Source organism: Pseudomonas sp. NCHU5216 (genome assembly GCF_052156495.1).
GTDB lineage: Bacteria > Pseudomonadota > Gammaproteobacteria > Pseudomonadales > Pseudomonadaceae > Aquipseudomonas.
In genome coordinates this window covers 80,763-101,851 of sequence record NZ_JBQLIX010000006.1, presented here as the reverse complement: position 1 = coordinate 101,851, position 21,089 = coordinate 80,763, and the positions used below count along the sequence as shown (strand labels likewise).

Annotated in this window: 21 protein-coding genes; 7 read left to right on the top strand and 14 right to left on the bottom strand. The window is 64.6% G+C overall.

All coding sequences use genetic code 11. The features are described 5' to 3' along the window. The first annotated feature begins 24 nt into the window (after nucleotides 1-24). The 3 genes from hemF to ACSVIK_RS07020 all read left to right on the top strand — a co-directional run bounded on the left by hemF (nucleotide 25) and on the right by ACSVIK_RS07020 (nucleotide 3,539). Entirely contained in the window at nucleotides 25-942 is a 918-nt protein-coding gene (gene hemF, locus ACSVIK_RS07030) for an oxygen-dependent coproporphyrinogen oxidase (protein WP_442443637.1), read from the top strand. A 165-nt stretch (nucleotides 943-1,107) separates the two neighbouring features. Then, nucleotides 1,108-1,929, top strand: coding sequence for a shikimate dehydrogenase (gene aroE / locus ACSVIK_RS07025; protein ID WP_442443636.1), 822 nt, complete (start codon nucleotides 1,108-1,110; stop codon nucleotides 1,927-1,929). Between the two features lie 191 nt (nucleotides 1,930-2,120). After that, entirely contained in the window at nucleotides 2,121-3,539 is a 1,419-nt protein-coding gene (locus tag ACSVIK_RS07020; protein WP_442443635.1) for a DASH family cryptochrome, read from the top strand. Nucleotides 3,540-3,571: 32 nt separating this feature from the next. Here ACSVIK_RS07020 and ACSVIK_RS07015 read toward each other — a convergent pair whose 3' ends face one another. The 5 genes from ACSVIK_RS07015 to ACSVIK_RS06995 form a co-directional block, all read right to left on the bottom strand. After that, a complete protein-coding gene (locus ACSVIK_RS07015) occupies nucleotides 3,572-5,422 on the bottom strand; it encodes a diguanylate cyclase (RefSeq protein WP_442443634.1) in 1,851 nt (616 codons plus the stop codon). Nucleotides 5,423-5,427: 5 nt separating this feature from the next. Continuing rightward, nucleotides 5,428-6,303: an endonuclease/exonuclease/phosphatase family protein gene (locus tag ACSVIK_RS07010; protein ID WP_442443633.1), complete on the bottom strand. Its 876-nt coding sequence runs from the start codon at nucleotides 6,301-6,303 to the stop codon at nucleotides 5,428-5,430. A gap of 19 nt (nucleotides 6,304-6,322) precedes the next feature. Next, nucleotides 6,323-6,949: a thiol:disulfide interchange protein DsbA/DsbL gene (locus ACSVIK_RS07005; RefSeq protein ID WP_442443632.1), complete on the bottom strand. Its 627-nt coding sequence runs from the start codon at nucleotides 6,947-6,949 to the stop codon at nucleotides 6,323-6,325. A 184-nt stretch (nucleotides 6,950-7,133) separates the two neighbouring features. Further along, nucleotides 7,134-7,739 carry a c-type cytochrome gene (locus tag ACSVIK_RS07000; RefSeq protein WP_268180195.1) on the bottom strand — a complete coding sequence of 202 codons (606 nt, stop codon included), beginning with the start codon at nucleotides 7,737-7,739 and terminating at the stop codon, nucleotides 7,134-7,136. Between the two features lie 50 nt (nucleotides 7,740-7,789). After that, nucleotides 7,790-8,080 (bottom strand): c-type cytochrome, encoded by a 291-nt coding sequence (locus tag ACSVIK_RS06995; RefSeq protein ID WP_442443631.1) that lies wholly within the window; start codon nucleotides 8,078-8,080, stop codon nucleotides 7,790-7,792. Nucleotides 8,081-8,320: 240 nt separating this feature from the next. Here ACSVIK_RS06995 and yihA point away from each other — a divergent pair, with 240 nt between their 5' ends. Next, a complete protein-coding gene (yihA, locus tag ACSVIK_RS06990) occupies nucleotides 8,321-8,965 on the top strand; it encodes a ribosome biogenesis GTP-binding protein YihA/YsxC (RefSeq protein ID WP_442443630.1) in 645 nt (214 codons plus the stop codon). A gap of 587 nt (nucleotides 8,966-9,552) precedes the next feature. Here yihA and polA read toward each other — a convergent pair. Beyond that, nucleotides 9,553-12,348: a DNA polymerase I gene (gene polA / locus ACSVIK_RS06985; protein ID WP_442443629.1), complete on the bottom strand. Its 2,796-nt coding sequence runs from the start codon at nucleotides 12,346-12,348 to the stop codon at nucleotides 9,553-9,555. A gap of 75 nt (nucleotides 12,349-12,423) precedes the next feature. Here polA and ACSVIK_RS06980 point away from each other — a divergent pair, with 75 nt between their 5' ends. Beyond that, the gene (locus ACSVIK_RS06980; protein WP_442443628.1) at nucleotides 12,424-12,708 is read left to right on the top strand and encodes a DUF2782 domain-containing protein; all 285 of its coding nucleotides are present in this window, start codon (nucleotides 12,424-12,426) and stop codon (nucleotides 12,706-12,708) included. 12 nt (nucleotides 12,709-12,720) lie between these two features. Then, the gene (locus tag ACSVIK_RS06975; RefSeq protein WP_442443627.1) at nucleotides 12,721-13,671 is read left to right on the top strand and encodes a homoserine kinase; all 951 of its coding nucleotides are present in this window, start codon (nucleotides 12,721-12,723) and stop codon (nucleotides 13,669-13,671) included. Between the two features lie 77 nt (nucleotides 13,672-13,748). Here the strand turns inward: ACSVIK_RS06975 and ACSVIK_RS06970 are convergent, their stop codons facing one another. The 5 genes from ACSVIK_RS06970 to ACSVIK_RS06950 are packed head-to-tail and all read right to left on the bottom strand — an operon-like array spanning nucleotide 13,749 to nucleotide 17,691. Next, entirely contained in the window at nucleotides 13,749-14,381 is a 633-nt protein-coding gene (locus tag ACSVIK_RS06970; protein ID WP_442443626.1) for an SCO family protein, read from the bottom strand. An 8-nt stretch (nucleotides 14,382-14,389) separates the two neighbouring features. Further along, nucleotides 14,390-15,289, bottom strand: a complete 900-nt coding sequence (gene cyoE / locus ACSVIK_RS06965; protein WP_442443625.1) for a heme o synthase — start codon at nucleotides 15,287-15,289, stop codon at nucleotides 14,390-14,392. 19 nt (nucleotides 15,290-15,308) lie between these two features. Further along, a complete protein-coding gene (locus tag ACSVIK_RS06960; protein WP_442443624.1) occupies nucleotides 15,309-16,367 on the bottom strand; it encodes a COX15/CtaA family protein in 1,059 nt (352 codons plus the stop codon). Nucleotides 16,368-16,403: 36 nt separating this feature from the next. Further along, a complete protein-coding gene (locus ACSVIK_RS06955; protein ID WP_442443623.1) occupies nucleotides 16,404-16,982 on the bottom strand; it encodes a hypothetical protein in 579 nt (192 codons plus the stop codon). Further along, nucleotides 16,957-17,691 (bottom strand): SURF1 family protein, encoded by a 735-nt coding sequence (locus ACSVIK_RS06950; RefSeq protein ID WP_442443622.1) that lies wholly within the window; start codon nucleotides 17,689-17,691, stop codon nucleotides 16,957-16,959. Before ACSVIK_RS06950 ends, ACSVIK_RS06955 begins: the two co-directional genes overlap by 26 nt. A gap of 71 nt (nucleotides 17,692-17,762) precedes the next feature. On the opposite strand from ACSVIK_RS06950, the gene ACSVIK_RS06945 reads away from it, so the two are divergent. After that, nucleotides 17,763-17,966, top strand: a complete 204-nt coding sequence (locus ACSVIK_RS06945) for a twin transmembrane helix small protein (RefSeq protein WP_442443621.1) — start codon at nucleotides 17,763-17,765, stop codon at nucleotides 17,964-17,966. Nucleotides 17,967-18,037: 71 nt separating this feature from the next. On the opposite strand, the gene ACSVIK_RS06940 is transcribed toward ACSVIK_RS06945, so the two are convergent. From ACSVIK_RS06940 to ctaD, 3 genes are read right to left on the bottom strand one after another with little or no spacing between them, the layout of a single operon-like run. After that, nucleotides 18,038-18,925, bottom strand: a complete 888-nt coding sequence (locus ACSVIK_RS06940; protein WP_442443620.1) for a cytochrome c oxidase subunit 3 — start codon at nucleotides 18,923-18,925, stop codon at nucleotides 18,038-18,040. Between the two features lie 11 nt (nucleotides 18,926-18,936). Beyond that, the gene (locus ACSVIK_RS06935; protein WP_442443619.1) at nucleotides 18,937-19,488 is read right to left on the bottom strand and encodes a cytochrome c oxidase assembly protein; all 552 of its coding nucleotides are present in this window, start codon (nucleotides 19,486-19,488) and stop codon (nucleotides 18,937-18,939) included. A 14-nt stretch (nucleotides 19,489-19,502) separates the two neighbouring features. Then, the gene (ctaD, locus tag ACSVIK_RS06930; RefSeq protein WP_442443618.1) at nucleotides 19,503-21,086 is read right to left on the bottom strand and encodes a cytochrome c oxidase subunit I; all 1,584 of its coding nucleotides are present in this window, start codon (nucleotides 21,084-21,086) and stop codon (nucleotides 19,503-19,505) included. Between the last annotated feature and the right edge of the window lie 3 nt (nucleotides 21,087-21,089).

The window sequence follows — 21,089 nt, the reverse complement described above, 5'->3', positions numbered from 1 at the left end:
CGCTCCCCGTTCTAAGGTGCCGCCGTGACTGACCGTACCGAGGCCGTGAAGGCCTATCTGCTCGACCTGCAAGACCGTATCTGCTCCGCCCTGCAAGCCGAGGACGGCCAGGCCGTGTTCGCCGAAGACGCCTGGCAACGCCCGGCTGGCGGCGGCGGGCGCACGCGGGTGATCGAGAATGGCGCGCTGATCGAAAAGGGCGGGGTGAATTTCTCCCACGTGTTCGGCGACAGCCTGCCGCCCTCGGCCAGCGCCCATCGTCCGGAACTGGCCGGGCGCGGCTTCCAGGCCCTCGGCGTGTCGCTGGTGATCCACCCGGAAAATCCCCATGTGCCCACCTCGCACGCCAACGTGCGCTTCTTCAGCGCCGAGAAGGCAGGCGAGGAGCCAGTGTGGTGGTTCGGCGGCGGCTTCGACCTGACGCCCTACTACGCCCATGAAGAAGACTGCGTGCACTGGCATCAGGTGGCGCATGACGCCTGTGCGCCCTTCGGCGCCGAGGTCTACCCCAAGTTCAAGGCCTGGTGCGACCGCTACTTCCACCTCAAGCACCGTGGCGAGCCGCGCGGTATCGGCGGCCTGTTCTTCGACGATCTCAACGAATGGGACTTCGACACCAGCTTCGCCTTCATGCGCGCCATCGGTGATGCCTACCTGGAGGCCTACCTGCCCATCGTCCAGCGCCGCAAGCTCACCCCCTTTGGCGAGCGTGAGCGCGAGTTCCAAGCCTTCCGCCGTGGCCGTTACGTGGAATTCAACCTGGTGTTCGACCGTGGCACCCTGTTCGGCCTGCAATCGGGTGGGCGTACCGAGTCGATCCTCATGTCGCTGCCGCCGCAGGTGCGCTGGGGCTACGACTGGAAGCCCGAGCCAGGCAGCGAGGAAGCGCGCCTGACCGAATACTTCCTCACCGATCGCGACTGGCTCCAGGCGGCGCCATGACCCCGTAGCCCGGATTTCATCCGGGCTACGAACTGACCTACGTAGGGTGCGCTGCGCGCACCAGATAGTAGTTGAGAACACAGCCGTAAGCCCCAGGCTGCAAGCTACAAGCCGAGCAATGACGCTTGCAGCTTGTGGCTTGTAGCTTGCAACTCGAGGAATCCCATGGATCGCTACTGCGTATTCGGCAACCCCATCGGCCACAGCAAATCGCCGCTGATCCATCGTCTGTTCGCCGAGCAGACCGGCCAGGTGATGAGCTACGACGCGCGCCTGGCCCCGCTGGATGACTTCGTCGGTGATGCCCGCGCGTTCTTCGCCGATGGTCTGGGCGGCAACGTCACCGTGCCGTTCAAGGAGGAGGCCTTCCGCCTGGCCGACGAGCTGACCGAGCGTGCGCGCCGGGCCGGGGCGGTGAATACCCTGAAGAAGCTGGCGGATGGTCGCTTGCTCGGCGACAACACCGATGGCGCCGGGCTGACCCGCGACCTGCAGGACAACGCCGGCTTTGCCCTGGCCGGCAAGCGCATCCTCGTGCTCGGCGCCGGTGGCGCCGTGCGTGGCGTGCTCGAACCCTTCCTGGCGCAGCGCCCTGCCCTGCTGGTGATCGCCAACCGCACGGTGGCCAAGGCCGAGCAACTGGTGCGCGAATTCGCCGATCTCGGCCCGCTGCATGCCGCCGGTTTCGACTGGAACGAGGCGCCGGTGGACCTGATCGTCAATGGCACCTCGGCCAGCCTCGGCGGCGAGCTGCCGCCGATTGCAGCGAGCCTGATCGAGCCTGGGCATACCCTTTGCTACGACATGATGTATGGCCGCGAGGCGACCGCCTTCAATCGCTGGGCTGCCGCCCAGGGCGCAGCACGCTGCCTGGATGGTCTGGGCATGCTGGTGGAGCAGGCCGCCGAGGCTTTCGCCCTGTGGCGGGGCGTGCGTCCCGACACTGCGCCAGTGTTGGCCGAGCTGCGGCGGCAACTGCTGAGCTGAGGCGGCTGGCCATGCGGCAACTTTGTTTTGCCGAGTGTGTCCGTCCACCAAGTCGCTTGCCCTTCCATCAGCCGCTTTTGGGCGGCAGGAACCCGACGGGCGTATAAGAGTCTTGATCAGCAGGTGCTGGCCGACCTTGCAACTGCCAGCCATTGCGGTATACCGAGGTCATTGCCCTCAAGGAGTGAAGCATGCAGAGCGCTCTGCTGTGGCTCAAACAGGATCTGCGTCTCGATGACAACCCGGCCTTGCAGGCCGGGCTTGCCTGCGAGCACTTGTTGCCGGTCTACGTACTCGATCCGCGCGTGCTGCAGATCGGCCCGCTCGGCAGCCGTCGCCAGGGCGTGCAGCGCACGCGCTTCCTGCTCGAGAGCCTGGTGGCGCTCGACAGTGCGTTACGCCAGCGCGGCTCGCATCTGCTGGTGGTGCAGGGCGAGCCCGAGCGGGTCATTCCCGAGCTGGTCGAACGCCTGGCGCTGCAGGAGGTGCTGACGCACGCCGAGATCGCGCCGGATGAATGCGCGCTGCAGAAGCGCGTGAAAGACGCGCTCGGTCTGGTGCCGATGCGCGAATTTGCTGGCAATGGCCTGCTGCGCGAGCACGAACTGCCGTGCCTGCCCAGTGAGCTGCCGGCGGTCTTCAGCCAGTTCCGCGAGTTGTGCGAAGAGCGCGTGCTGGTGTTCCAGCCGCAGCCCGCGCCCCCTGCCCTGCCGCCTCTGCCGGATGCCGCGCTGGACTTGTTGCAGCCCTTGCCGACACTGTCCCAACTCGGCCTGGGCGAGCCGCTCAACATGCCGTTCAGCGCCTTTCCCTTCTCCGGCGGCGAGGCCGCTGCGCAGGCGCGTTTGCGTGACTACTTGTGGAATACCCAGGCGGTGCGGCAATACCAGGAAACCCGCAACGGCCTGATCGGCAGCGAGTACTCCTCCAAGTTCTCGCCCTGGCTGGCCAATGGCTGCCTGTCCGCGCGGCGGGTACTGGCGGAACTGCGGCGCCACGAATCCCAGTACGGCCGCAACGACTCCACGCATTGGCTGTGGGTGGAGATGCTCTGGCGCGATTTCTTTCGCTGGACGTTGCTGCGCCATGGCAGCGCGCTGTTCAAGGCCGCAGGCCTGAAGGCCACCAGCCATGCGCCGCGCAATCTCGACGAACGCTTCGAGCAGTGGTGCCATGGCCGCACCGGCATGCCGTTCGTCGATGCCAACATGCGCGAACTGGCGACCACGGGTTTCATCTCCAACCGTGGTCGCCAGGTGGTGGCCAGCTACCTGGTGCATGACCTGCAGCAGGACTGGCGCCATGGCGCTGCCTGGTTCGAGGAACATCTGCTCGATTACGACCCGGCGAGCAACTGGGGCAACTGGGCCTACCTGGCCGGTGTCGGCAGCGATCCGCGGCAGAACCGCGTGTTCAACGTGCTGCGCCAGGCGCGCCAGTACGACCCGGATGCCAGCTACGTGAGCCTGTGGATGCCGGAGCTGCACACCGTCGCGGCGCACCTGCGGCATACGCCCTTCCTGTTGCCGCCGCTGCAACTGGAGGCCATGCGTTATCCGCGTCTGCAGCAGCTACCGGAGAGCTGGCGGCCTTACCTGCCGGCGGCCTGACAACCCTCAGCAGGTAGTTTTTCAACAACCTGCTAGCCCTGTTCGACCCGGTTGCGGCCATTCGCCTTGGCGCGATACAGCGCCTTGTCGGCGCGGTCGAAGGTGATGTCGCTCTTCTCGTCGCCGCGGAACTCGGTAAGGCCGGCCGAACAGGTGATGACCAGCGGCTCGCCCTTGAAGTGAAAGGGGCAGGCCGCGACGGCCGCGCGCAGGGTTTCCAGAAGCTGCAGGCCGCCTTCCAGAGGGGTGCCTGGAATCAGCAGGACGAACTCCTCGCCACCGAAGCGCGCCATGAAGTCGCTCTTGCGCAGGCGCTTGTGCAGCTCGCCAGCGATGATCTTGAGCACGCGGTCACCGGCCAGGTGGCCGTAGTTGTCGTTGACCCGCTTGAAGTGGTCGATGTCGATGACCGCCAGCAGCAATTCGCCGCCGTAGCGTTGCCGGCGTGCCACCTCCATTTCCAGGCGTTCGCTCCAGGCGGCGCGGTTGGGCAGGCCGGTCAGCGGATCGAGCAGCGACTTCTGCCGCTGTTCTTCCAGGTGGTCACGGAACTGCTGGGCCTCCTGTTCCATTTCCGCCACGCGCTTTACCAGGCCTTGCAGGCGCTCGGCCACCGCATCTTCACGTTCGTTGCGCTGGTGCTGGTGGGTGGCGACCGTTTGCAGCAGGCCTTCGAGGCGTTGCTCCAGCGCCTGCTTGAGCGATTCCAGATCCACCGCGTCCTGCACGCTGTTCTGCAGTTCGCTGACCTGATCGCGCAGTTCCTGATCGAAGCTGCGCGCCTGCTCGATGGAACCGCTATAGCCTTCGTGGGTTTCGTTGAGGGTGCTGATGAACGCTGCCAGGCGCTCGTTGAGCTGCTTGAGGTAGAGGGCGAACTCACGTTGCCCGCTGCCGCTGACCGCCAGCACCAGCACCGACAGATCGTCGAGAACGGGCACCAGCTCGTACCAGTTCAGCGGCCCTTGCAGGCGTAGCAGCAGTGCCTCGCCTTGGGGCTGGTGACGTGCGGGCAGTTCCAGTTCGGCCAGCAGCTTGCGCAGGCTTTCGGCGATATGCGGGGCGACCGAACTGTAGCCGGGCTCGCTGCTGGGCAGGTCGAACGCGCCGTTCTCCGCTTGCGGGCTGGGCACCAGGCCGGGCGGTGCCGGCAGGCTGTCGAGCGTCGCGCGCGGAGCCGATGTGGCGCTCGTCGCAGGTGTTTCCTGTGGCGGCGCGACCGACCTATCCTCGTTGACAGGCTGAGGCTGAGGCTGAGGCTGAGGCTGAGGCTGAGACGTAGCCTCGGGCTGCGCAAGCGGCGGTGCATCGCTGGGCTGCAGGCTTGTCTCACTGGTTTCGTTCGAGGCGGCCTGGCCATCGCCACGGCTGCCGAACAGGCGCTGCAGCAGGCCGGGCTGTTCCGGCTGGCTATTGCGCACCTGTTGCAGCGCCTGGCCCTGCAACTGGCTCAGTTGGCTGAGCAGCGCCGGCAGCAGGTAACTGTGGCTGGTGGCTTCCTCGAGCTGCTTGCCGAGGGCTTTCAGGGCTTTGCGTACTTCGCGTGGAGGGTCGAGCTCCTGCAACTGGTCGATTGCCTGCTGCAGGGCGTCGAGTGCTTCGCCGGCCCGTTGCTGGCGGCGCTTTTCCGACTCCAGCACGGCCTTTTCCAGGCGCGGGATGAGGTTGCCGAGTGGGGCGTCCATGTCGTCACGGCGCAGGATCTCGCGCATTTCCTTCATGCACTGATCCACCGCCTTGTCGGCACCCTCCGCCGCCAGGCTGCTGCGTACCAGGCCACGGCGCAGCAGGTCGAGGCGCGCGTCCCAGCGTTTCTCCAGCTTTTCCTGCTGTTCGAGGCTGCTCAGGTACTTGTCTTTCCAGCGCTGGGCGTCATCGCTCATTTGGCTTATTCCAGGGATGGCGGGTTGGGTGCAGGCGGTTGGCCATTACTTTGAGCGTTCGGCAGGCGTATTTCCACCGCCACGGGCAAGTGATCGGAAATCGGCTGGGCGAGCACATCGAAACGGCCCAGCTCCAGGCTGGAACTGAGCAGGATGTGATCGAGGCAACGCTGTGGCCGCCAGCTCGGAAAGGTGGCCTCGACTTGTGGCGCCAGCAGGCCGAGATCGCGCAGGGGGGAGTTTTCCAGCAGGTCGACGGCATGGGTGTTCATGTCGCCCATCAATACCAGGTGGCGGAACTCGCTGACACGCTCGCGAATGTAGGCGAGCTGGCGGGTACGGGTACGAGCGCCCAGCGCCAGGTGCATCATCACCACCAGCAGCGCCTGTTCGCCCTTGCCCAGTTGCAGGAATATCGCGCCGCGTCCGGGAGGGCCGGGTAGCGGATGGTCTTCCAGAGCCTGCGGGCGCAGACGGCTGAGCAGGCCGTTGCTGTGCTGGGCGAAGCGTCCGAGGTTGCGGTTGAGTTGCTGATACCAGTAAGGGAAGGCGCCCTGCTGGGCCAGGTATTCCACCTGGTTGACATAGCCCGAGCGCAGGCTGCCGCCGTCGACTTCCTGCAGCGCGACCAGGTCGAAGTCGGCGAGCAGGTCACCGATGCGCTGCAGGTTGCCGCTGCGCCCGGCGTGCGGCAACAGGTGCTGCCAGCTACGGGTCAGGTAGTGGTGGTAGTGCTGAGTATTGATGCCGACCTGGACGTTGAAGCTGAGCAGTCGCAGCAGGCCATCGGCTGGCCAACTCCTCTCGGGGGAACGGCAATGCGGGTTGACCTGTGGGTCACACAGGCCAACCGCGCGGGTCTTCCGCCAGCGGCGCAGCATCTTATGCGCCTAGCGCCGCTCAGCGCGCGGCACGTTCCTTGGCGATCAGGTAGTCGGCCACTTCCAGCGCCTGCTGTGCGCCACCGGCCGAGCCGATATCGAAGCGGTACTTGCCGTCCACGATCATCACCGGCACGCCGGTGATCTGGTAGGCCATGGCCAGCTTCTTGGCCTTTTCCATCTGGCCTTTGACGGCGAAGGAATTGAAGGTCTTGAGGAAGGCATCGCGATCCACGCCTTGGGTGGCGACGAAGTCGGCGAACTCCTCAGGCGTGGCCAAGCGTTTCTTCTCCTGGTGGATGGCGTTGAACACGGCATCATGCACCTTGTGCTCGACCTGCATCATTTCCAGGGTAATGAAGGCCTGGCCATGCACGTTCCACAGGCCGCCGAACAGCGCCGGGATGCGGACGAAGTTGACGTCATCCGGCAGTTGCTTGATCCAGGGGTTGAGCGTCGCCTCGAACTGGTAGCAGTGCGGGCAGCCATACCAGAACATTTCCACGACTTCGATCTTGCCCGGTTTGGAAACCGGTACCGGGCTACTGAGCTCGACATACTGCTGGCCTGCGACCGGCTCGGCATGGGCAGTGAGGCCGAACAGGCTGCTGATCGCCAGAGCGGCGCCGAAAATCAGGTTACGCATGGGGTTACTCCTTGGCTGGATAAGCGTCGCCCAGCAAGCCGGCACGTCGTACGCGCGGTTGCCTGGTGGCGATTCGGAACTATGACTCGCTACCGTTGGGCCAGTTCCTCTATTGTAGCCATGGCACATACGAAAAAGGGTGGCCGAAGCCACCCTTTGTCTTGCCAAGTGCAACGGCGGTCTGTCAGTGCAGACCCTGGATATAGCTGGAAACGGCTTCGATATCCTTGTTGCTCAGCTTGGAGGCGATGGTACGCATGATCATGGCGTCGCCATCGTTGGTGCGGTTGCCTTCGCGGAAATCGGTCAGCTGCTTGGCGACGTACTGCGCATGCTGGCCACCCAGGTGCGGGTAACCGGCTGCGGCGATGCCAGCGCCGTTGGGCGAATGGCAACCGGTGCAGGCTGGCATGCCTTCTTCCAGCTTGCCGCCACGGAACAGGGCTTCGCCGCGCTTGACCAGCTTGGGATCGGCAGCGCCGACGCTCATCTTCTGGCTGGCGAAGTAGGCCGCGATGTCGGCCATGTCCTGATCGCTGAGGTTGTCCAGCAGGCCGGTCATTTCCACGACCTGACGGTTGCCGGACTTGATGTCGTGCAGTTGCTTGAGCAGATAGCGCTCGCCTTGGCCAGCCAGCTTGGGAAAGTTGGGTGCAGGGCTATTGCCATCGACGCCATGGCAGGCACCACAGACGGCGACTTTACCCTGACCGGCTTGTGCATCACCGGCAGCCTGTGCCACGCCGGTGAGGCCCAGGGTCAACAGCAGACTCACGAGTACTTTGTTCATCAGCTAATCCAATTACGGCTAAGAGAGAAAGGGTTATCGGCCGGGCTTACTCATTCGCTCATCAGCTTGATGACCGCCTGGTAATCCTCCGCCGTGCAGTCCATGCACAGCCCACGGGGCGGCATGGCGTTCAAACCATTGGTGACGCTCTGCACCAGTGTATCCATGCCCTTGGCCAGACGTGGTTCCCAGGCGGCCTTGTCGCCTTTCTTGGGTGCCATGGGAAGCTGGCCGTTGTGGCATACGCCACAGGCGCGGTCGAATACCGCTTGCGGATCCTGGGCGGCCTGACCGTTCAGTGACAGCAAGGTCAGAGTAGCCGCGAGCAGCATTTTCTTCATCAAATCAACCTCATCAGGGTGGGAACATCCTGCCTCTAGCGGGCGTTATGGAATGAGCGTTCCCTTGGCTACGGTTCCTGCGGGTGGGACAAAGCGCACACAAAATCTGCGGCATTATATACTGGCAACGCTTAAACGGAAACGACGCCACCTGCTACATGCCTTTGCCGGCGGTGGGTGCGCGGAAATGTCGCAAGTCCCGAATCCCATGCCGGATCAGGGCGCCCACCGGATACCCCCATGCTCCCGAAGAATCCCATCATCGGTCTGTGCCAGCAGGCCAGCTTCCTCATCAGCGCCGCCAAGGTCGATCAGTGCCCCGAGGACAGTGGCCTGGAGGTGGCGTTTGCCGGCCGCTCCAACGCGGGCAAGTCGAGCGCGCTGAATACGCTCACCCATGCCAGCCTGGCACGCACCTCGAAGACGCCAGGACGCACGCAACTGCTCAATTTCTTCCGCCTGGATGACGAGCGCCGTCTGGTCGACCTGCCCGGCTATGGCTATGCCAAGGTGCCCATCCCGCTCAAGCAGCATTGGCAGAAGCATCTGGAGGCCTACCTGGGCAGCCGCGAAAGCCTGTGTGGGCTGGTGCTGATGATGGACATTCGCCATCCGCTGACCGAGTTCGACTGCATGATGCTCGACTGGTCGGTGGCCAGCGGCATGCCGCTGCACATCCTGCTGACCAAGGCCGACAAACTGGCCTTCGGTGCAGCGAAGAACGCCCTGCTCAAGGTGCGTCAGGAGATTCGCAAGCAATGGGGTGAGGGCGTCAGCATCCAGTTGTTCTCGGCGCCCAAGCGCATGGGCGTGGAAGAGGCGCAGATGGTGTTGGCCGGCTGGTTGGATCTGTTGCCGGAAGAAGATCAGGCGGCTCAGGAGTAGGGTGCGCTGCGCGCACCACGACGTATGACGCATTCGGTGCGCACAGCGCACCCTACGCAATTGCAGCCAACCTCCTCTTCTGGCACACATTCCCGCATTTCTCAGGGTGTGCGGCACACCCGGCATGCACGGTCTGATCCCTCTCCCCTTTATGAGGCGCAGAGCGGGGCTGGGGAGAGGGTGGCTCAGTCGTAGGGTGCGCTGTGCGCACCACGACCTATGGCATATCGCTGCGCACAGCGCACCCTACGGAATCGTAGCCATGTAGCGGGTGCAGTCCACCCTCTTCCGGAGGGAGGGGGTCGTGAGATGGCCGCTGGCGTCAGTTTTTTACAGGCAAAAAAAACCCCGAGCTTCGTATGGGGAGGGAGAAGTTCGGGGTTCAAGCTCTGAACCGCTAGGGCGGGGTTCAGATGTCTGCCAACACTTAACACAACAAAGGAGCATTGAAAGGCTTAACGGCCATTCAAGAGTTCTGACCGGGTGGTTGAGCGGAAAGTTCAGGTTTTCTTACAACTATTTGCCATAACTACCAGTTTTTACTGCTCTCAAATCCATAAGCTAGAGCCGCCGCGGCTTAGCGAGGCTCAGTGCGCTTCATCCCAGTTGCTGCCGGCGCCCACTTCGACCAGCAGCGGCACGTCCAGCTCGGCGGCTGCGCCCATCAGGCGCTGGAGTTGGCCGCTGACTTCGCCGATCAGTTCCTCGCGCACTTCCAGCACCAGTTCATCGTGCACCTGCAGGATGATGCGGGCGTCGATGCCGCTGTCCTGCAGCCAGCCGTCCACCGCGATCATGGCGCGCTTGATGATGTCCGCCGCCGTGCCCTGCATCGGCGCGTTGATCGCCGCGCGCTCGGCACCCTTGCGCATGGCCTGGTTCTGCGCGTGGATTTCCGGCAGGTACAGGCGGCGGCCGAATACGGTTTCCACGTAGCCCTGTTCGGCGGCCTGCGCACGGGTGCGTTCCATATAGCTCAGCACACCGGGATAGCGGGCGAAGTAGCGGTCGATGTAGGCCTGCGCTTCCTTGCGTTCGACGTCGATCTGCTTGGCCAGGCCGAAGGCGCTCATGCCGTAGATCAGGCCGAAGTTGATGGCCTTGGCCTTGCGCCGCTGATCGCTGGTCACCTCTTCCAGGGCCACGCCGAAGACTTCGGCGGCGGTGGCCTTGTGCACGTCCAGGTCATGACGGAAGGCGTCCAGCAGGCCTTCGTCCTTGGCCAGGTGGGCCATGATGCGCAGCTCGATCTGCGAATAGTCGGCCGCCATCAGCTTGTAGCCCTTGGGCGCGACGAAGGCCTGGCGGATGCGCCGGCCTTCGGCGGTGCGGATGGGGATGTTCTGCAGGTTCGGGTCGCTCGACGACAGCCGGCCAGTGGCCGCCACCGCCTGGTGGTAGCTGGTGTGGATGCGCCCGGTGCGCGGGTTGATCTGTTCCGGCAGCTTGTCGGTGTAGGTGCTCTTGAGCTTGCTCAAGGAGCGGTACTGCATCAGCACCTTGGGCAGCTCGTAGTCCTGCTCGGCCAGTTCCGCCAGCACCGCCTCGGCGGTGGAAGGCTGGCCCTTGGCGGTCTTGCTGATCACCGGGTAGCCGAGTTTCTCGTAGAGGATGGCGCCGAGCTGCTTGGGTGAGGACAGGTTGAATTCCTCATCAGCGATCCCGAAGGCCTGGCGCTCCAGCTCCACCAGTTTCTCGCCCAGTTCGACGCTCTGCACGCCGAGCAGCTTGGCGTCGACCAGCGCACCGTTGCGCTCGATGCGCGCCAGCACCGGCACCAGCGGAATCTCGATCTCGCGCAGCACCTTGGCCAGCGACGGCAGGGCCTCGAGCCGGCGCCACAGTTCCTGGTGCAGGCGCAGGGTCACATCGGCGTCTTCGGCGGCGTAGGGGCCGGCCTGCTCCAGGGGGATCTGGTCGAAGGTCAGTTGCTTGGCGCCCTTGCCGGCGATGTCCTCGAAGCGGATGGTGCTGTGGTTGAGGTACTTCAGCGCCAGGCTGTCCATATCGTGGCGGGTGGCGGTGGAATCCAGCACGTAGGATTCGAGCATGGTGTCGAAGGCCACACCCTGCACGGCGATCGGCGTGCTGGCATTGGCCAGGACGTTGATGTCGTACTTGGCATGCTGGCCCACCTTGGCCTTGGCCGGGTCTTCAAGGATCGGTTTGAGCGCTTCGAGCACCGCATCGCGGTCGAGCTGTTGCGGCACGCCCATGTAGCTGTGCGCCAGTGGCACGTATGCCGCTTCGCCGGCCTTGACGGCGAATGACAGGCCGACCAGTTGCGCCTTCTGTGCGTCGACGCTGGTGGTCTCGCTGTCGAAGGCGATCAGTTCGGCCTGCTCCAGCTTCTTCAGCCAGGCGTCGAACTGCGCCTGTTCCAGCACCAGTTGATAATCCCCGGCGCTGGGCGACGTCGCTTCGGCGCTGTCTTCGCCCTCATCGCCGCTCGGCTCGGCGAACAGGTCGCCGGCGGGCGCCGCAGCCTTGGCCGCCAGCGCCTTGTTCTGGCGCAGCAGTTCATCGAGCCAGGCCTTGAATTCCAGCTCGCCGTAGAGCTGCACCAGCGCGGCCAGATCCGGCTCGCCGGGGTGCAGCGAGTCGATCTCGATATTCAGCGGCACGTCGGTCTTGATGGTCGCCAGTTGATAGGACAGGTAGGCCATCTCGCGGTGTTCCTCGAGCTTGGCCGGCAGGCTCTTGGCGCCGCGGATCGGCAGCTCGGGCACCTTGTCGAGGTTGGCGTAGAGCACGTCGAGGCCGCCACCGACGCCGACCAGCAGACCCAGGGCGGTCTTCTCGCCGACACCCGGCACGCCAGGGATGTTGTCCACCTTGTCGCCCATCAGTGCCAGGTAATCGATGATCAGCTCAGGGCCGACACCGAATTTCTCCTTTACGCCATCGGCATCGTAGACGCTTCCGGTCATGGTGTTGACCAGCGTAACGTGCGGGCAGACCAGCTGCGCCATGTCCTTGTCGCCGGTGGAGATCACCACGTCGCGCTTTTCCGCGGCGGCCTGGCGGGCCAGGGTGCCGATCACGTCATCGGCTTCCACACCTTCCACGCACAGCAGCGGCAGGCCCATGGCGCGCACGCTGGCGTGCAGTGGCTCGACCTGCACGCGCAGCTCGTCCGGCATGGATGGGCGATTGGCCTTGTACTCGGCGAACAGCTCGTCACGGAAGGTGCCGCCCTTGGCATCGAAGACCACCGCGAAGGGGCTGTTCGGGTACTGCTTGCGCAGGCTCTTGAGCATGTTCAGCACACCCTTGACCGCTCCGGTGGGCATGCCCCTGGAGGTGGTCAGCGGCGGCAGGGCGTGGAAGGCGCGGTACAGGTACGAGGAACCGTCGACCAGAACGAGGGGGGCTTGGCTCATGCGCGGGATCAACCTTTTCGGCGGGTGCAGCGGTAGAATGGCTGCATCGGTGAAAAACGAAGGAGTAAGGTTATCATGGGTACGCTGAATCGCCTGTTGCTGGTCGGCCTGATGGCCTGTCTTCCGCTTGCTGCTCATGCCGAGGATCCGGTTTCCGCCGATCCCGACGTCACCATTCGCCAGGACGGCGACCGCACCATTCAGGAGTATCGGGTCAATGGCTTCCTCTATGCCATCAAGATCACTCCGAAGAACGGTAAACCCTATTTTCTCGTTCGCGCCGATGGCAGCGACGGTAATTTCATCCGCTCGGATGACCCGGACATGCTGATCCCGTCCTGGGAAATCTTCAGTTGGTAACAAGGCAACGAAATGTCGGTATTCACCCCCCTGGAGCGTCACGAGCTCGAAGTATTCCTGGCGCCCTACGGGCTCGGTCGACTGAAGAGCTTTCAAGGCATCGCCGCCGGTAGCGAGAACAGCAACTTCTTCGTCAGCCTGGAGCAGGGTGAGTTCGTTCTCACCCTGGTCGAGCGTGGGCCGGTGGCCGACTTGCCGTTCTTCATCGAATTGCTCGATGTGCTGCACGAGGCCGGCTTGCCGGTGCCCTACGCCCTGCGCACGCAGGAGGGCGAGGCGCTGCGCAGCCTGGCCGAGAAGCCGGCGCTGTTGCAGCCGCGCCTGGACGGCAAGCATCTGCACGACCCCAACGCCCATCACTGCCAGGAGGTGGGCCGCCTGCTCGCCAACATCCACCTGGCGACCTGCGAGCGCCCCATCGAGCGACGCAGTGATCGGGGGCTGGACTGGATGCTCAGCGAAGGCCCGAGTCAGGCGTTGAAGCTCGACGAGCAGGCCCTGCCTCTGCTGCGTGATGCCTTGCAGGAAATTGCCGAGCTCAAGCCGCGCATTCTCGCCCTGCCAAGGGCCAACCTGCATGCCGATCTGTTCCGCGATAACGCGCTGTTCGATGGCAACCACCTGGCGGGGGTGATCGACTTCTACAACGCCTGCTCGGGGCCGATGCTCTACGACCTGGCGATCACCCTAAACGACTGGTGCTCGCACGCAGACGGCAGCCTCGATGGCGCCCGTGCCCGCGCACTGTTGGGCGCTTACGCGGCGCTGCGCCCCTTCACCGCCGCCGAGGTCGAGCTGTGGCCGACCCTGCTGCGAGTGGCCTGCGTGCGCTTCTGGCTGTCACGCCTGATCGCCGCCGAGTCCTTTGCCGGGCAGGATGTATTGATTCACGACCCGAGGGAGTTCGAGCGTCGCCTGGCGCAGCGCCAGCAGGTCGACCTGCCGCTGCCGTTGGCGTTGTAACGCGGATCGCAGCGGCGCCCGGTACGCCCCACGCATGCACGGTGGATGAAAAGAGCGTCATCCACCCTACGTCCGGGTTAGCTACCGGAAACCAACCCCGGCAACTGTTCGGCCAGCTTGGCGTTGTTGATCGGTGCGCGGATGAAACCGCGCTGGGTGCCGTCCGGGCCGAGGATCACCAGGTTGCCGCTGTGGTCGACGGTGTAGTTTTCCTTGCTGGTGTCAGCGGGGATGTAGGGAATGCTCACCGCATTGGCCAGCTTCTGCAGGCTGGCTTCGTCGCCGGTCAGGCCCTGGAAGCCAGCGTCGAAGTAACCCAGGTATTTCTTCAACTGCTGCGGTGTGTCGCGGTGCGGGTCGACGCTGACCAGCACGATGCGCAGGCGCTCGCGGGTTGCCTTGGGTAGCTGGCTCTTGAGTTGGCGCAACTGGGCTAGGGTCGCCGGGCAGATGTCCGGGCAGAAGGTGTAGCCGAAGAACAGCAGCGTCCAATCATCCTTGAGCTGATCCAGCGCGACCGTTTCACCCTCCTGGTTGGTCATGGTCACCGCCGGCAGGGTGCGCGCTTGCGGCAGCAGCACGATACCTGCGTCGAGCAAGGCAGCCGGGTCGCCCTGGCCCTTGCTGCTCAGCACCTTGTTGACGGTCAGACCCAGCACCAGGGCGACAACGGCGACGAGAACGAAAACGGTGATATGGGTGCGGGTCATGAGAGCCTTCAAAGATTGAGTAGCAAGTAGTGATCCAGCAGCAGGGCGATGAACAGCAGGAACAGGTACCAGATACTGTACTTGAAGGTGTTGATCGCCGCATGCGGTCGGCTGTCACGGTACAGCACCCAGGCCCAGTACAGGAAGCGCCCACCGAGCACCAGCGCGCACGCCAGATAGAGCGGCCCGCTCATGTGGATGGCGTAGGGCAGCAGGGTCACGGCGAACATCGCCAGGGTATAGAGCAGGATATGCACCTTGGTGTAGTGCTCGCCATGGGTGACCGGCAGCATGGGAATGTCGGCCTTGGCGTATTCGGCCTTGCGATGGATGGCCAGCGCCCAGAAGTGCGGTGGCGTCCAGGCGAAGATGATCAGCACCAGCAGCAGAGGTTCGGCACCGAGGTGGCCGGTGACCGCGACCCAGCCCAGCAGCGGCGGTGCGGCGCCGGCCAGGCCGCCGATGACGATGTTCTGCGGCGTGGCGCGTTTGAGAAAGCCGGTGTAGATCACCGCGTAGCCGAGCAGCGAGGCCAGGGTCAGCCAGGCAGTCAGGGCGTTGGTGAACACCAGCAGCAGGCTCATGCCGGCAAGGGCCAGCAGCAGCGCGAAGGTCAATGCAGCCAGCGGTGAGACGCGCCCCGTGGTCACCGGGCGTTTGTGCGTGCGCGCCATGATCGCATCGATGCGCCGATCCACCACATGGTTCACCGCCGCCGCCGCCCCGGCGCACAGGCCGATGCCGAGGTTGCCGAACAGCAGTACCGTCCAGGGCACGCCGGCGCGGGTGGCGAGGAACATGCCGACCAGCGAGGTGATCAGCATCAGCAGCACCACCTTGGGTTTGGTCAGCTCCAGATAGTCGCGCCAGGTGGCAGGTTCGTGGTGGGCACGTAGTGCTGTGGCCATGATGATGCTCCTTTTGCGGTTATTTCCCGACCTGAATCAGCCTGGCAGGGACGAGCGGACGTTGCATGGCGGCGCCTTGGCGACCGATGCGCAGGATCGGCGCCGCCGCATGCAGGCGGTAATTGATCAGTACCAGCGTCAGCAGCAACGCGGCGCCACCCGCGTTGTGCGCCACCGCCACCAGCAGCGGCAGGTGCAGCAGCACATTGGCGATGCCCAGGCTGACCTGCGCGGCCAGTGCCAGCAGCACCAGGCCGGCCAGACGCGACAGGTGCGCGACGTGCAGACGCCAGGCCAGTACCAGCAAGGCCAGGGTCACCAGCAAGGCGCCGAGGCGGTGGCTCATGTGGATGGCCGTGCGCGCTTCGCTGTCGAGCTGGCCACCGAGGTAGTTGGGGCCGATGTGCTGGGTGAAATGAAAGCCCTTGCCGAAGTTCATTTCTGGCCACCACTGGCCATGGCAGGTGGGTAGATCGACGCAGGCCACGGCGGCGTAGTTGGAGCTGACCCAGCCACCCAGGGTGATCTGCCCGACCACCAGCAGCAGGCAGGCGGCAGCCAGTGCACGCAATCGCGGCGAGACCTGCAGCGGGGCGAAGCGGCCGCACAGACGCAGGGTGAGCAGGGCCAGCAGGCTCAGGGTGGCGAAACCGCCGAGCAGGTGCGCTGTGACCACCTGCGGCCATAGCTTGAGGGTGACCGTCCACATGCCGAAGGCGGCCTGCATGATCACCAGGGCGAGGATGGCCAGCGGCAGTTTCAACGGTTGCTGCGGCAGGCTGCGCTGGCGCACGGCCTGTACTGCCAGGGCGAGGATGACCAGGCCGAGCACGCCGGCGAAATAGCGGTGGATCATCTCTGCCCAGCCCTTGGCCACTTCCACCGGCACTTCGGGGAAACGGCTCTCGGCCAGGGCCTGTTTGTGCTCGCTCATGGGCACGCCGAGAAAGCCGTAGCAGCCCGGCCAGTCCGGGCAACCGAGGCCGGCATGGGTCAGGCGAGTGTAGGCGCCGAGCAGCACCACCACGGCGGCGAGCAGGGTGGCGAACAGGGCGAGTCGGTATCCGGGTTTGCTCATGTGTTGTCCTCTTCAAAGGTGGGACACAGGGCTGGCTCAACCGATCAAGGAAATTTTCAGCAGGTAGCGCAGGTCATCGAGAATCGCCTTGCCCTGGCTGCTGGCGTCGTAGCGCAGCACCAGGTTGCCGTGCGGATCCACCAGCCACAGTTGTGCGCCTGACGGAGCCTCGCTGGCCTGCTGGTAGCGGCGGCTGTCGAGGTGGTAGCGGCCCAGTTGCGGATATTCGCGTTGCAGGGTGGCGAGGTAATCGGCGCTCAATGGCTCGCCAGTGGCCAGGCCGTGGCTGGCGCGTGATGTCTCGCGGTTGAGGCCAATCTGGATCTGCCGCGCCAGGTACACCAGGCGCTGGCAGTCGGCTTCACAGGCGCCGGGCGTGGTCACCAGGATCTGCCAGTGCGGCGCCAGTTGGCCCTGCACGCCGAGATCCTCCAGGGTGCGCCCATCGCCGATCAGGGTGCCGTGGTAGGTACGGCTTTCCGGCACCCAGAACTGCCAGCGGTACATGGCGCTGGCCAGCAGCATGGGGCCGAAGACGATGGCCAGCAGAAGCAGCAACTGCAGGCGCCCGCGCCCCTTGCGCGGGGCTTCAGGCAGGGTGATGGCTGGGTGCATGGCGTTTCTCCCGTGCGTTGTGCACACCGAGGTAGATGAACAGGCCGAGCAGCGCCGCCGCCATGGCGAACCACTGCACGGCGTAGCCCTGATGCTTGGCCGGGCTCATGGCCACTACCGGCCAGTCGACCCGGTAGCTGGCCAGGCCGCTGTCCAGGCGCAGCTCCAGCGGTAGGCCACCGCGCCCCAGTTGTTGCCACAGCGCTGCGCTGTCGACCTCGCTGATCAGCCGTGGCCAGCCCCTTTGCGCCGCTGCATTGCCTTGCAGGTGCAAGCCACCGGGCGGGGCGACATAGACCCAGGCGTCGAGCTGGAGCGGGCCATCGGGGGTGCTGTATTGCGGTGCCAGGCGCCGATCCGGCCAGGGCAGCCAGCCACGGTTGAGCAGTACCCAGAGGCCGCTGGGCTGGTCGTAGAAGGGTTGCAGCAGCTCGACACCGGCCTGGCCATCGCGGATGCGGTTGTCCAGCAGCAGGCTGTGCTCGCCATCGAAAAGGCCTTGCAGGCGCACCCGGCGATAGGCCGGGTCGCCAGCCTGCTCGAGCTCCACCAGGCCAACCGGCGCTGCCTGCTGGCGCGCCTGGTAACTGGCCAGCAGTTCGCGCTTTTCCTCGGCGCGTTGCAGTTGCCAGACGCCCAGGCCACAGAGCAGTGGCAGCAGCAGCGCCACCAGAACGCTGGGCAGCCAGCCGGGGCGGAAGGCGCTCATCGGACGTCTCCGTTCGGCATGAGATGGCTGGCTATACTGCAAGGCATCGCCCAATCCCCCCGGAGTCTCGCATGCTCAAGGCCGCGATCGTCCTCATGCTGCTGGCGACCCTCGCCAGCCTGTTCAGTGGCCTGTTCTTCCTGGTCAAGGACGAAGGCCGTGGTACCCGCCTGGTCAATGCCCTGAGCGTGCGCGTCGGGCTGACCGCCATCACCCTCGCCCTGATCGCCTGGGGCTTCTATTCAGGGCAACTGGTGTCGCATGTCACCTGGTAGCGACAAGCTGCAAGCTGCAAGACAAGCGCTGCGACTCACTTGAGGCTTGCAGCTTGCGGCTTGTAGCTGCCTCAAAGCACATAGACGAAGATGAACAACCCCAGCCAGACCACGTCGACGAAGTGCCAGTACCAGGACGCGGCTTCGAAGCCGAAGTGCTTTTCGGCATCGAAGTGACCCTTGTGGATGCGGATCAGCATCACCGTGAGGATCAGCGCACCGAGGGTGACGTGGGCGCCGTGAAAACCAGTGAGCATGAAGAAGGTGGCGCCGTAGATGCCCGAGCCGAGGGTCAGGCCCAGCTTGGTGTAGGCCTCGATGTATTCCTCCACCTGGAAGAACAGGAAGGTCGCGCCGAGCAGGATGGTCGCAGCCAGCCAGGCCTTCAGAGCACCGCGGTTGTTCTTCTTCAAGGCATGGTGGGCGAAGGTCACGGTGACGCTGGACGACACCAGCAGAACGGTGTTGAGCAGCGGCAGGTGCCAGGGGTCGATGACCCCGCTCGGCGGCGGGAACAGCTTGGAATCGGGGTTCTGCAGCAGCGGCCAGCTGTACTCGAAGCCCTCCCAGAGCATGTTGGCGATGCCCTTGTCGCCTTCGCCGCCGAGCCAGGGGCCAGACCAGGCACGGATGTAGAACAGCGCACCGAAGAAGGCGGCGAAGAACATCACCTCGGAGAAGATGAACCAGGTCATGCCCCAGCGGAACGAGCGATCCATCTGCGCGCTGTACAGGCCGCTGCGACTTTCCTTGATCACGTTGCCGAACCAGCCGAACAGCATGTACGCCAGGATCAGCCCGCCGACGAAGAAGATCAGCGGGCCGTTGGAGGTCTCGCGCCCGGCGGACAGGTCATTGAACCAGGTGCCGACCCCGGCGACGCTGGTCAACAGCCCCAGGGTAGCGATGATCGGCCATTTGCTCTGGGCCGGGACGTAGTAGTTTTCGTGACTCGACATCTCATCTCTCCTCAGGGAGCCGCCTGTGCCACGGGCGGTTTGCGCGCGGTGATATCGAACAGGGTGTAACTCAGGGTCAGGTGCCTGACATCCTCGGGCAGGTCGCGGTCGACGATGAAGCGCACCGGCATCTCGATGCGTTCACCGGGTTGCAGCACCTGCTGGGTGAAGCAGAAGCATTCGGTCTTGTGGAAGAAGGCCGCCGCTCGCGCGGGCGAGACGCTGGGGATGGCCTGCGCGGTCATCGGCTCGTCGCTCGGGTTGTAGGCGACGAAGAGCATGTCGCGCGTCTCCCCGGGGTGTACCACCAGGTCGTCGGCTTTCGGCCCGAACTCCCAGACCATGCCGGCGGCGTTGGTGGCGAGGAACTGCACCCGCACCTCGCGCACCGCATCGACCTGCTGCGCGCCCTGATAGGCGCCGGCCGTCTTGCCGTTGATGCCGAAGGCACGGCACATGGCGTCGTAGAACGGCGGCAGGACGAACACCCCGAAGCAGAACATCACCACCACCACCAGCAAGAGGCGGGTGACCAGGCGACGGGTTGCGATGGTTTCGCTCACGGCTCACCTCCTGCCTACTTCACGTCCGGTGGCGTGCTGAAGGTGTGGTAGGGCGCCGGTGATGGCACCGTCCACTCCAGGCCATCGGCGCCGTCCCAGGGCTTGGCCGGGGCCGGTTTGCCGCCACGGATGCACTTGATGACGATGAACAGGAACAGCAACTGGGTGGCGCCGAACAGGAAGGCGCCAATGCTCGACACCATGTTGAAGTTGGCGAACATCAGGTTGTAGTCGGGGATGCGCCGGGGCATGCCGGCCAGGCCGACGAAGTGCATGGGGAAGAACGCCAGGTTCATGCCGACGAAACTGAGCCAGAAATGCAGCTTGGCCAGCACTTCGTCGTACATGTGCCCGGTCCACTTGGGCAGCCAGTAGTAGGCCGAGGCGAAGATGCCGAAGATCGCCCCCGGCACCAGCACGTAGTGGAAGTGCGCCACCACGAAGTAGGTGTCGTGGTACTGGAAGTCCGCCGGGGCGATGGCCAGCATCAGCCCGGAGAAACCGCCGATGGTGAACAGGATGACGAAGGCCACGGCGAACAGCATCGGCGCCTCGAAGGTCAGCGAGCCCTGCCACATGGTGGTCACCCAGTTGAACACCTTCACCCCGGTGGGCACGGCGATCAGCATGGTGGCGTACATGAAGAACAGCTCGCCGGTCAGCGGGATGCCCACGGTGAACATGTGGTGCGCCCAGACGATGAACGAGAGGAAGGCAATGCTCGCCGTGGCGTAGACCATCGAGGTGTAGCCGAACAGCGGTTTGCGCGCGAAGGCCGGGATGATCGAGCTGACCGCACCGAAGGCCGGCAGGATCATGATGTACACCTCGGGGTGGCCGAAGAACCAGAACACGTGCTGGAACAAGACCGGGTCGCCACCGCCGGCGGCGTTGAAGAAGCTGGTGCCGAAGTGAATGTCCATCAGCATCATGGTCACCACGCCGGCCAGCACCGGCATCACCGCGATCAGCAGGAAGGCGGTGATCAGCCAGGTCCAGACGAACAGCGGCATCTTCATCAGGGTCATGCCCGGGGCGCGCAGGTTGAGGATGGTGGCGATCACGTTGATCGCCCCCATGATCGAGCTGATGCCCATGAGGTGGATGGCGAAGATGAAGAAGGTCACCGATTCCGGCGCGTAGGTGGTCGATAGCGGTGCGTAGAAGGTCCAGCCGAAGTTCGGCCCGCCGCCCTCCATGAACAGGGTGCTGACCAGCAGGCCGAAGGCCGCTGGCAGCAGCCAGAAGCTGAAGTTGTTCATGCGGGGCAGGGCCATGTCCGGCGCGCCGATCATCAGCGGGATCATCCAGTTGGCCAGGCCGACGAAGGCCGGCATCACCGCGCCGAAGACCATGATCAGGCCGTGCATGGTGGTCATCTGGTTGAAGAATTCCGGCTGCACGATCTGCAGCCCCGGCTGGAACAGCTCGGCGCGAATCACCATCGCCATCGAGCCGCCGAGCAGGAAGGCACAGAAGCTGAACCACAGGTACATGGTGCCGATGTCCTTGTGGTTGGTGGTCAGCACCCAGCGCATCAGGCCCTTGGCGGGGCCATGGTGGTGGTCAGTATGACCGTGGTCGATCACTGCACTCATGTC

Excerpts from the sequence above, each read along its gene's own strand:
- aroE (WP_442443636.1), top strand. The coding sequence starts at position 1,108 with ATGGATCGCTACTGCGTATTCGGCAACCCCATCGGCCACAGCAAATCG.
- ACSVIK_RS07020 (WP_442443635.1), top strand. The coding sequence starts at position 2,121 with ATGCAGAGCGCTCTGCTGTGGCTCAAACAGGATCTGCGTCTCGATGAC.
- ACSVIK_RS07015 (WP_442443634.1), bottom strand. The coding sequence starts at position 5,422 with ATGAGCGATGACGCCCAGCGCTGGAAAGACAAGTACCTGAGCAGCCTC.
- ACSVIK_RS07010 (WP_442443633.1), bottom strand. The coding sequence starts at position 6,303 with ATGCTGCGCCGCTGGCGGAAGACCCGCGCGGTTGGCCTGTGTGACCCA.
- ACSVIK_RS07005 (WP_442443632.1), bottom strand. The coding sequence starts at position 6,949 with ATGCGTAACCTGATTTTCGGCGCCGCTCTGGCGATCAGCAGCCTGTTC.
- ACSVIK_RS07000 (WP_268180195.1), bottom strand. The coding sequence starts at position 7,739 with ATGAACAAAGTACTCGTGAGTCTGCTGTTGACCCTGGGCCTCACCGGC.
- ACSVIK_RS06995 (WP_442443631.1), bottom strand. The coding sequence starts at position 8,080 with ATGAAGAAAATGCTGCTCGCGGCTACTCTGACCTTGCTGTCACTGAAC.
- yihA (WP_442443630.1), top strand. The coding sequence starts at position 8,321 with ATGCTCCCGAAGAATCCCATCATCGGTCTGTGCCAGCAGGCCAGCTTC.
- polA (WP_442443629.1), bottom strand. The coding sequence starts at position 12,348 with ATGAGCCAAGCCCCCCTCGTTCTGGTCGACGGTTCCTCGTACCTGTAC.
- ACSVIK_RS06980 (WP_442443628.1), top strand. The coding sequence starts at position 12,424 with ATGGGTACGCTGAATCGCCTGTTGCTGGTCGGCCTGATGGCCTGTCTT.
- ACSVIK_RS06975 (WP_442443627.1), top strand. The coding sequence starts at position 12,721 with ATGTCGGTATTCACCCCCCTGGAGCGTCACGAGCTCGAAGTATTCCTG.
- ACSVIK_RS06970 (WP_442443626.1), bottom strand. The coding sequence starts at position 14,381 with ATGACCCGCACCCATATCACCGTTTTCGTTCTCGTCGCCGTTGTCGCC.
- cyoE (WP_442443625.1), bottom strand. The coding sequence starts at position 15,289 with ATGGCCACAGCACTACGTGCCCACCACGAACCTGCCACCTGGCGCGAC.
- ACSVIK_RS06960 (WP_442443624.1), bottom strand. The coding sequence starts at position 16,367 with ATGAGCAAACCCGGATACCGACTCGCCCTGTTCGCCACCCTGCTCGCC.
- ACSVIK_RS06955 (WP_442443623.1), bottom strand. The coding sequence starts at position 16,982 with ATGCACCCAGCCATCACCCTGCCTGAAGCCCCGCGCAAGGGGCGCGGG.
- ACSVIK_RS06950 (WP_442443622.1), bottom strand. The coding sequence starts at position 17,691 with ATGAGCGCCTTCCGCCCCGGCTGGCTGCCCAGCGTTCTGGTGGCGCTG.
- ACSVIK_RS06945 (WP_442443621.1), top strand. The coding sequence starts at position 17,763 with ATGCTCAAGGCCGCGATCGTCCTCATGCTGCTGGCGACCCTCGCCAGC.
- ACSVIK_RS06940 (WP_442443620.1), bottom strand. The coding sequence starts at position 18,925 with ATGTCGAGTCACGAAAACTACTACGTCCCGGCCCAGAGCAAATGGCCG.
- ctaD (WP_442443618.1), bottom strand. The coding sequence starts at position 21,086 with ATGAGTGCAGTGATCGACCACGGTCATACTGACCACCACCATGGCCCC.